Raw genomic sequence first — 8,184 nt, forward strand, 5'->3', positions numbered from 1 at the left:
CTTCCATGGTTACTTTAGAAGCTTCAAACAGTATTTTCTGAAGATTTGGATTCTTAAAAATTTCCCATAGCCTATCAGGAATTGTAAAAACAGCATGCCTGTGAGGAACTTTTAGAAGCCTGTGATGTATTTTATCTGCCCATTCATTTGCCGCTTTTGTTCCACATGACGTACACAGACGGCTCTTACAGGTGAAGGGGACATATTTCTTAATTCCACATTCAGGGCATTGATATACCTTATAACCATTCTGAGGTTTTCTACAATCTCTCAGTCTTTCAACATTTTCTATTACAACTTGCCTGAGGGAATCCTTGTACTTGATCTGGTAATCTTCCCAACTGTTGTAAGTGAAAAGTATTATTGCTATGGTAATTGTTATTGTAACTGATTTCTTGGCTTTTGTTTTTGATGACACACAAAAGAATGAAAGCCAATGAAATCAACTTATCTATTTCAGCAGCAGGATAAGAATATGCGTTTATAGTTTCCTATACGTTAAAAAAATCATTCTCAGCATATTCTTGCCGACAAGCCTTTCCAGTTCTTGAATCCTTGCAGTTTCTTTGTAGTTTCTTTGTAAGTATTACCATTGCCTTTAAATGCAGATTCTGGATTTTTTCGATATTCAAATTTCCATCTGGATATCATGGTCGGATGGAGGTTATTCTCACGACTGAGCTGCGCAAGGTTCTTTCCACTCTCAAGCTCCCGAATTATGGATATCTTGAATTCCCGTGTATGTCTTCTTCGTGTTATTTTTCCCATATATTTCCCTCACAGTGAACCATAGCTTAACTTGTTGTCCACTTTGAGGGCGCAGTCCAAGGCGTATAAAACTCTCAGTATCGGTCCGCAGAATTTCGACTCTGATAGCGACGGTTTAACTGATTACGATGAAACCAACGGCATGATGACTGCCTTTGGGATAATCAAAACTGATCCGAACAATAGAGATACTGCTGGCGATGGATTAACAGATGGAGAGGAGATGGGATAGATAAATCTCAATATCCGCCCGACTTCAGGAAATCATCAGCCAGGTTCTTTCTTATGTTGAGCCTGCTCTCATCGACGACTTCAGTGAACTTGATGACCTTCTGGGCTCTCCGTTCTTCTTCGGGACAGCCGCTGCATTCGTAAATATAGTGCAGGAATCCGGTTTTGAAATCCTCGACCGTCTTTGTATGCGCATATGCGGTCCCGCAATTGGGGCAGTTGCCTACTTTAGGGACAAGCTCGCTGCATTCCTTGCATTCGTGTACCCAGACCTCAACGATGTTGTTATACCTGTCCACAGCCGTGAGTTTGAATTCCGTCTTCTTTTTTTGGGTTCTTCCAGAAAAACCGCCTCATCCTGATATTTGATTAAAGTTAAGAAAAATCAAAAAATGAAAATACAAGTAAATCCGTTTTGAGGAGATTTACTTGCCTTTCTTCTTGCTTTCGCGTTTCTTTCTGATTCTTTCCATTTCTGCCGAACCTATTACGCCGCCCATTAAATATCACCTTTAATCAATAAGAATCCATTATAGATAAAATTTTCTAATCGGATTTTGGGTTGTTGTCCTAAATTGTGACTTCTGTAAAAACAATCGCCACGGAGTCGACTATGAACAATGTGTTCATAAATGAATTATGAAAAAGCATCGGTAGCCGAGTTTTTCATACCAGGCGCAAAGATCACGGAGATTAAAGAAAAGGAGTCAGCTTTTGATGTTCATAGCGATGGTCTTTGTGCCTTAGCATCTCTGTGGCTCATTTGTATGCTCCGGTCATATTGCAGGTTTATTCAATAGTTCCGTTGCAATAGAATTCTCAGGTAGGGATCACTACTTCTTCTTTTTCTGCTACCGATGGTTCTCCCTGTTTCTTTGAAACCATGGAAACTCCTGTAATGATTATTGATACCAGAGCCAGCAATGGAAGAACAAAGACAAGCCCGATAAGTAAAGCAAAGAATATTGTTGAAACCGGGATGAACAATGCAAGAACCATAAGAATTGCGCTGATAAAACCAATCGATACTCCAAGTTTAATTTTTTTGTATGGCATTTTTAAACCCCCTTTTATAGATTCTAATATTAGTTCGTATTTATGCGAATTTAGTATACTTATAGTTTGTGGGCAGTTTGAAGGCAAAGAATTTTGTTGCTACGCTTTGCGCTCATTGCGCCCTGTGTGAAAGACTTTCCATCGCCATCTATGAACCACAGTTCATAGCCGACTTTGCGGGAGTCTATTATAGAGGTGGATAAAGTAGAAATAAGCAGTGAGCGATATATTCCCGGAGAAGTCATGAAGATTAGCGTCGGCGATGATATCGTGCAAATAGAAACGAACCGTGGAAAAATCACCTGGTTTCATATGCTTACGTCTATCGACTGCTATTTAGCTCCTCTGAACATATACATTAAAGATTTTGCCGTCCTGCTTTACCGCCAGGAGTTTATTACCTGACTTTTTCGCCCAGTTATCGATATTCTGCGGCGCAACCGGGTCATCCGCTATTATATGCAGTATCTCGCCACTTTTTAATGCCTCGACCTTCTTTTTCGTCAAAATAAGAGGATATGGGCAGCATTCGCCGCGCACATCCAGGGTCTCATCAGGGATTATTTCACTCATCAGAACACCAGGTTAACGTCCGCCTCAAGTATCATGTCGGTCAGTTCATCAAGCGAGATCTTCTTTATTCCGTCGATTATCTCACTGTCAGCTATGCCGCGTTTTTCAATATCCCTGTCAAGAGCGAAGAATTTGACAAGCTCGATATTCTTGGTTATTTCAGCCTCAACAGGCGGCACGTCCTTGATCCATACTGCAAGGTCTCCATACCCTGTTTTTTGCCCTTTGACTATCGAGTGTACGCCGCCGCTTGCGAAAATTAGCGAAGCTTCATTTCCGGCAGCGACCTGCGATGAAGCCATAGGGATCGCGGAGAATGCATCCTCTTTTCCGTAAGGCGGCTGGGTCACGATCACGTTTACCTTTTTTGCCATTTTTCTCACCCCAGCAGGATTGTCTTATCAGATTCCGCAGTCCATTCCCCGAGGTCGTAGAGCCCGCCGATGATAACGCCTTCTGTCTGGTATTTTGTCACGCCGCGGGCATCAGTACATTTAATGCACGCGATGGCATCAGCTTTGGGTTTCTTCATACCTTTTTTCACGATTGTCCCGAAAATTGTCTCAATCGGAGGGAACTCTTTCGGTGCCTGGTCTCTGTGGGCGGTCACGGTAGCATCGAGGTAGTTAAAGAAGTTGACCGTGATACCTTTTTCTTTTGCTGCGTGAGCAAGTCTCATCATTGTGAATATTGCCTCATCCCTGTACGGGCCGTTTATCGATACGATCGTAAGCTGTTTTCCTGTCATGTTATTACCTCAGAACCATGCGACTTTGTCATAATCCATAATATAATCAAGAAGGGTACCTATCTCTTTGACCTCCACCCAGTTGATCAGTTTATTCGTGAGCGACCTTGAGAGTACAGCTTTATCATCCGCATATATTTTTATGCCTTTTTTATGTGCGGCTGCGAGTTTGTTCCCGAAATCAGATTTCCTTGCAGCGGTCACGCCATCCTCAACTAAGTATAGTGTAACTTCGTTTCCTTTTTCTTTTGCATTGAGCCCGATATCAAGCACGAGATCGGGTGTTTCTGTAGTGTATGGGTCTTTTGATAGGACAAGTAGAAAGCTTGACATTTTTACCTCTTAAGTAAATAATGCTGTTAAGACCATGAATAATTATTATGCGTTTTAAAGGTTTTGATGTAGGCAATATTAATAAGCTATGCCGACCATTTCGAAGAAAATATCGTGCCCTGAGTAAATATCATGCCGAGGTAGCCAAGCGGCCTAAGGCGCTGGTCTTGAAAACCAGTTGTGCTACGCACAGCAGGAGTTCAAATCTCCTCCTCGGCGTTCAAAATTTTTAATTACAGAGAGCTTTTTTTGAAATGATAGATTTTTACCATCCTGTCGACCCTGTTTCTCAGTATAATTAGTGGGTTCTTACCTGATCAATCGGGGAGTTCCCAGAACAAAAGCTTTTGTTTTTGCCTTTATATAGACTGGAAAAGGTTTCGTGGAAAGAACTTCAAACATCTCTTCTGCTTGATGAGAGAGCTAACAAAGCAGCTAAGAGAAGACATAACTGTCTGGATAGGTCTTTTCTGTCCTGTATGCTTTGCAGAAAGAGACAAGATTTACTATGATGGCACAGAGGATAGACAGGACTCTTAATCCATTTTACAGGAAGCAATATCCTGAAGCTGTTATCCTGTGTACTCTTGTTCTCTATTATGAGCTTGAACACTCACCTGAGGAGATATCACGTTCAGTAGGGCTCCCTGTTGAGGGTAGAATTAGATATCCTACTTGTGAAACCATTGATGGCTGGATATCGGAATATTCGTATCTTTTCGCTATTGGAGGAAGAGACATTCCTATAAGGGGAGAGTTCAGGGAAGCTGATGAACTTTACAAGAGAATAGATGGAATAAGGGTTTACACTCTGGGTACTGAGAGCAGACAGAGCAAGCTTGTTGTTCTGGAAGATTGCTGGAGTAATGATAAAAAGACACTGAAAGAATTCCTAAGATTGGCTGTTTCACGTTTTAGAACTTTACCTTCAAGATGCGATACTGATGGATGGCACAGTTATGGAACATTACTTGAGAAACTTGGAATAAAACGTGGAATAGTACACCATTTCAAAGAGTGGAAATCCGTTGAGGGGTACCATACAAATAACATGGAACATTGGGCAAAAGAACGCCATACGAACACTACATGAAAGCAAATCCAAGTCTGTCATGGCATTATATCGTAGTAAGAGGATTGCTATGCTCAGAACCCGGTGGGAAAGAGGAGGAACTTAAAGCACTACCTATCCCCGATTGATTCCAGAAGAACCGTTTGTTCATCCTTTATAATACGGCTCCCTGTTCATTACCGCTTTTTCAAGCAGTCCTCTGATCTCATCGGGAGTAGCGTTCTCGTTAATATCTACCAGATTATCATTTCTCATCAGGCAGGGCTTCAGCTTCCCGCCTGCTGTTACCCTCAGCCGGTTGCAGTTGGCGCAGAATTTTGAGTTATCTATGGGTCTTACAAGCTCGACCTCGACGCCGTCGATGAAATATTTCTTCCTGCGATGCATGCTGCGTTCGCTGACCTGTGTTGCTCTTGATCCCAGCATTTTTTCTACACCGTCTATATCGACCATGAACCGGCTCACGTTATTCTTGAAATTCATGAGTTCTATTAGCTGCAGGATTACGTTCCCATCATACCGTGCTATGAATTTAATAGCCTCGTCTATCCCTGAATCGTTGATCCCTTTCAGAAGCACCATATTGAGTTTGACCGGGGTCAATCCGGCATCTATGGCGGCATCTATCCCGCCAAGCACCATGGGATACGCATGCGATGAGCCGGTTATTGTTTTATAATGTTCTTTATTCAGCGATGGGACGCTCACATTAACCCTGTCAAGACCGCTGTCAGCAAGAGATGCCGCACGCTGCGCAAGAAGTATGCCATTCGTAGTGGCTGAGATATCCTTTAAAGCTGGCAGTGCTGCTATTATCTCTTCAAAATCGCTTCTCATCAGCGGCTCCCCGCCTGAGAATTTCACTTTATTCACGCCAAACCCGGTTGCAGACGACACTATCCTGACAATGGTGTCCTTGGATATCTCTTTCTCCGGTTTACAGGTCTCTCCTTCCTGGTGGCAGTAGATGCAGTTCAAATTACATCTTTTTGTTATCGAGATCCTGAGACTTTTTATAACCCTGCCGTAGCGGTCTGTAAGCATACTGTTTATGATTGGTTTAAAACTTAATTACTTTATGTATTGGCTTTTGTTTGAAAATATCATTCCCAGTAAATTTTAAATACAATGAAAAAAATTCAGCAACTAAGGCGAGGACGAAAGGGCGTTAGACTGTACCGGTGGAAATACATTATGAATACTTTGTCCCAGGTGCTCTCAAGATTCGAGCCTATAAGCCTCGAGCAAATGGATAATGTCAGATTAATGGACAGGACGGATACCAAATTTGTGTTCAGGATTGAACAGCTTCCTTTTTTCCTTGAACAGGTATCAAATGATTACCGGGTACTTGAAGTCACCAGTGCAAGGATAAGCAGGTACGAGACTCTGTATTTTGACACCGAGGATTTTCAGCTATATTTAAAGCACCAGAACGGGAAGCTCAATCGTTATAAAATAAGGTTTCGCAAATACGTAGAATCCGGGCTGAATTTTTTTGAGATAAAATTTAAAAACAACAAAGGAAGAACAATAAAAGAACGTATCAGGAGAAATGATATCGAATATAATCTTGAGGGAGAAATACGACGTTTAATCAATGAGAAAACACCTCTTGACCCGCGTTTATTGATACCCAGGCTGTGGGTTAATTATTCGAGAATTACCCTTGTAAACAAAATCTCCAGGGAAAGGCTCACTATTGATATCAACCTTAACTTTAAAAATAATACTTCCAATAAAAATTTCAATAGCATTGTAATTGCCGAGATAAAACAGGAAAAGTCCTCCCCGTCCCCATTTCTTAAAATAATGAAGCAGCATCACATACGGGAAGGCTCGATAAGCAAGTACTGCCTCGGCGTAATATCTCTCTACGAACGGGTGAAAAAAAAATAATTTCAAGTCCAGATTATTATTCCTGGATAAAGTGATATCATGATCGAAGAAATTTATATTCGCCTCGCAATAGATTTTGTATCGGTGTTTATTTTACTCAGGTTAATTTATTATCCGAACTATAAAAAAATGGAGTTCTTTTTTACTTTTTTTATTTTCAACCTGACAATTTTCTTTATCACCTTTTTGTTGAACACAGTTGATATATCGATCGGCGCAGCGTTTGGTCTTTTTGCCGTATTTTCCATGCTTCGCTACAGGACCGAGGGCATTTCCATGAAGGATATGACATACCTTTTCCTGTTCATCGCCATAGGTATGATTACAGCGATCCTGAAAGGAAGCTGGGGTGAACTGATGCTATTTAATTTCCTCATTCTTGGATTCACCTATGCACTTGAGAGCGATTTTTTATTGAAAAAAGAGTTATCAAAAACCATCCTCTATGAAAATATAGAGATGATCAAACCGGAAAATCATCCTGCGCTGGTAGAGGATTTGAGGAAGAGGACCGGGCTGAAAGTCCACAGGATTTCAATCGATGAGATAGATTTCCTGAAGGATAAGGCGGTTATCCAGGCATATTATTACGAAAAATGAATTGGCGGGTCTTGAAATCCGGCGCTTCCGGCGAGACAAGCATGCGGCATGGAATGAGACGTCATCTGCGGTTTTTTTTATGACACTGTGATCGCATCCTGCGGGCAGTGCCCGAGGCAAGCCCCAAGACCGGCGCAGAACCTTTCATCTACAAGTCTTGCTTTCCCGTCTATGACCTTATAACATATAATATTAATCACTATTATGCATAGTAAAATTACGAACTTTAATTTTAGATTATAGAAAACTATTTTATCACGCAGCAAGTATTAAGGGGTATGCGAGAATTCCTTGATTTTGATAAAAGAGACAGGGAGATATTATCCCTGCTTGAGAAAAGCCCGGAGATGTCCCAGAACGAGATTGCAGAAAAGCTCAAGATATCCCAGCCCTCGGTCAGCTCCAGGATACACAAGCTCAAACAAAAAGGTGCGCTTGCTCACGTTGTAGGGATGAACCTGAAAAAAGTGAGCCTTTACATGGCGAAGGTGGACGTGATGGCAAGCAATACTTCATCCGTTCTTGATATTTTCAAGGACTGCCCGTACTTCCTGAATGGTCTTATTGTTTCGGGAAATCACAACTTATGCCTTTTTTTCATAGGTGAGGACATCGCCACCCTTGAAGCTATCGTGGACGGGCACCTGCGGAGCAACCCTCTGGTCAAGAGCGCCGAGGTCTGCATAGTTATCACGCCAGTGAAGGATCTTGTCATGCCCTTGCGGATGAGCTTTGATTTCAGCGACGTGCCGCCGTGCGGGAACGGGTGCAACTGCAAGGAATGCGTGCATCATACGTCAAATCGGTGTCTCGGATGTCCGGTGACGGATAGTTATAACGGGAAGATCTGGAGATGAATATATAAAACCTCCAAAGTTTAGGATCTGTGCGTAAATAACTTACC

15 protein-coding genes and 1 tRNA gene are annotated in these 8,184 nt (G+C 41.9%); 6 read left to right on the forward strand and 10 right to left on the reverse strand.

Features of this window, described 5'->3' with window-relative positions:
• Positions 1-418, reverse strand: a 418-nt coding sequence (locus MNV_RS17580) for a transposase zinc-binding domain-containing protein (RefSeq protein ID WP_179294068.1), incomplete at its 3' end; no start/stop codon positions are given.
• Between the two features lie 95 nt (positions 419-513).
• Positions 514-768, reverse strand: a complete 255-nt coding sequence (locus tag MNV_RS17585) for a transposase (protein ID WP_096207247.1) — start codon at positions 766-768, stop codon at positions 514-516.
• Between the two features lie 34 nt (positions 769-802).
• On the opposite strand from MNV_RS17585, the gene MNV_RS17590 reads away from it, so the two are divergent.
• Positions 803-1,000: a hypothetical protein gene (locus tag MNV_RS17590; RefSeq protein WP_143311892.1), complete on the forward strand. Its 198-nt coding sequence runs from the start codon at positions 803-805 to the stop codon at positions 998-1,000.
• 7 nt (positions 1,001-1,007) lie between these two features.
• On the opposite strand, the gene MNV_RS17595 is transcribed toward MNV_RS17590, so the two are convergent.
• From MNV_RS17595 to MNV_RS17620, 6 genes are all read right to left on the reverse strand, one after another.
• Positions 1,008-1,298 carry a hypothetical protein gene (locus tag MNV_RS17595; RefSeq protein WP_096207249.1) on the reverse strand — a complete coding sequence of 97 codons (291 nt, stop codon included), beginning with the start codon at positions 1,296-1,298 and terminating at the stop codon, positions 1,008-1,010.
• Between the two features lie 520 nt (positions 1,299-1,818).
• Positions 1,819-2,055 carry a hypothetical protein gene (locus MNV_RS17600; protein ID WP_096207250.1) on the reverse strand — a complete coding sequence of 79 codons (237 nt, stop codon included), beginning with the start codon at positions 2,053-2,055 and terminating at the stop codon, positions 1,819-1,821.
• A 336-nt stretch (positions 2,056-2,391) separates the two neighbouring features.
• The gene (locus MNV_RS17605) at positions 2,392-2,628 is read right to left on the reverse strand and encodes a sulfurtransferase TusA family protein (RefSeq protein ID WP_096207251.1); all 237 of its coding nucleotides are present in this window, start codon (positions 2,626-2,628) and stop codon (positions 2,392-2,394) included.
• A complete protein-coding gene (locus tag MNV_RS17610) occupies positions 2,628-3,002 on the reverse strand; it encodes a DsrE family protein (RefSeq protein WP_096207252.1) in 375 nt (124 codons plus the stop codon). The genes MNV_RS17605 and MNV_RS17610 overlap by 1 nt, the downstream gene beginning before the upstream one ends.
• 5 nt (positions 3,003-3,007) lie before the next feature.
• Complete coding sequence (locus MNV_RS17615; RefSeq protein WP_096207253.1) at positions 3,008-3,376, reverse strand: DsrE/DsrF/TusD sulfur relay family protein; 369 nt, start codon at positions 3,374-3,376, stop codon at positions 3,008-3,010.
• 9 nt (positions 3,377-3,385) lie between these two features.
• On the reverse strand, positions 3,386-3,709 hold the full coding sequence (locus MNV_RS17620; RefSeq protein ID WP_096207254.1) for a DsrE family protein: 324 nt from the start codon (positions 3,707-3,709) through the stop codon (positions 3,386-3,388).
• A 134-nt stretch (positions 3,710-3,843) separates the two neighbouring features.
• Here MNV_RS17620 and MNV_RS17625 point away from each other — a divergent pair.
• Positions 3,844-3,928: transfer RNA gene (locus tag MNV_RS17625), tRNA-Ser, on the forward strand.
• A 289-nt stretch (positions 3,929-4,217) separates the two neighbouring features.
• Complete coding sequence (locus MNV_RS17630; RefSeq protein ID WP_096207255.1) at positions 4,218-4,802, forward strand: hypothetical protein; 585 nt, start codon at positions 4,218-4,220, stop codon at positions 4,800-4,802.
• A 126-nt stretch (positions 4,803-4,928) separates the two neighbouring features.
• On the opposite strand, the gene moaA is transcribed toward MNV_RS17630, so the two are convergent.
• Positions 4,929-5,825, reverse strand: a complete 897-nt coding sequence (gene moaA / locus MNV_RS17635; protein ID WP_096207256.1) for a GTP 3',8-cyclase MoaA — start codon at positions 5,823-5,825, stop codon at positions 4,929-4,931.
• Positions 5,826-5,975: 150 nt separating this feature from the next.
• Here moaA and MNV_RS17640 point away from each other — a divergent pair, with 150 nt between their 5' ends.
• Both MNV_RS17640 and MNV_RS17645 read left to right on the forward strand, forming a co-directional pair.
• The gene (locus MNV_RS17640) at positions 5,976-6,680 is read left to right on the forward strand and encodes a polyphosphate polymerase domain-containing protein (protein WP_179294069.1); all 705 of its coding nucleotides are present in this window, start codon (positions 5,976-5,978) and stop codon (positions 6,678-6,680) included.
• 39 nt (positions 6,681-6,719) lie between these two features.
• Entirely contained in the window at positions 6,720-7,280 is a 561-nt protein-coding gene (locus tag MNV_RS17645; protein WP_096207258.1) for a DUF4956 domain-containing protein, read from the forward strand.
• Positions 7,281-7,357: 77 nt separating this feature from the next.
• On the opposite strand, the gene MNV_RS17650 is transcribed toward MNV_RS17645, so the two are convergent.
• Positions 7,358-7,480 (reverse strand): 4Fe-4S binding protein, encoded by a 123-nt coding sequence (locus tag MNV_RS17650; RefSeq protein ID WP_179294070.1) that lies wholly within the window; start codon positions 7,478-7,480, stop codon positions 7,358-7,360.
• 78 nt (positions 7,481-7,558) lie between these two features.
• Here MNV_RS17650 and MNV_RS17655 point away from each other — a divergent pair, with 78 nt between their 5' ends.
• On the forward strand, positions 7,559-8,137 hold the full coding sequence (locus tag MNV_RS17655) for an Lrp/AsnC family transcriptional regulator (RefSeq protein WP_096207259.1): 579 nt from the start codon (positions 7,559-7,561) through the stop codon (positions 8,135-8,137).
• The last annotated feature ends 47 nt before the right edge of the window (positions 8,138-8,184 follow it).

The sequence above is a fragment of the Candidatus Methanoperedens nitratireducens genome, from assembly GCF_900196725.1.
Classification (GTDB): Archaea; Halobacteriota; Methanosarcinia; order Methanosarcinales; family Methanoperedenaceae; genus Methanoperedens; species Methanoperedens nitroreducens_A.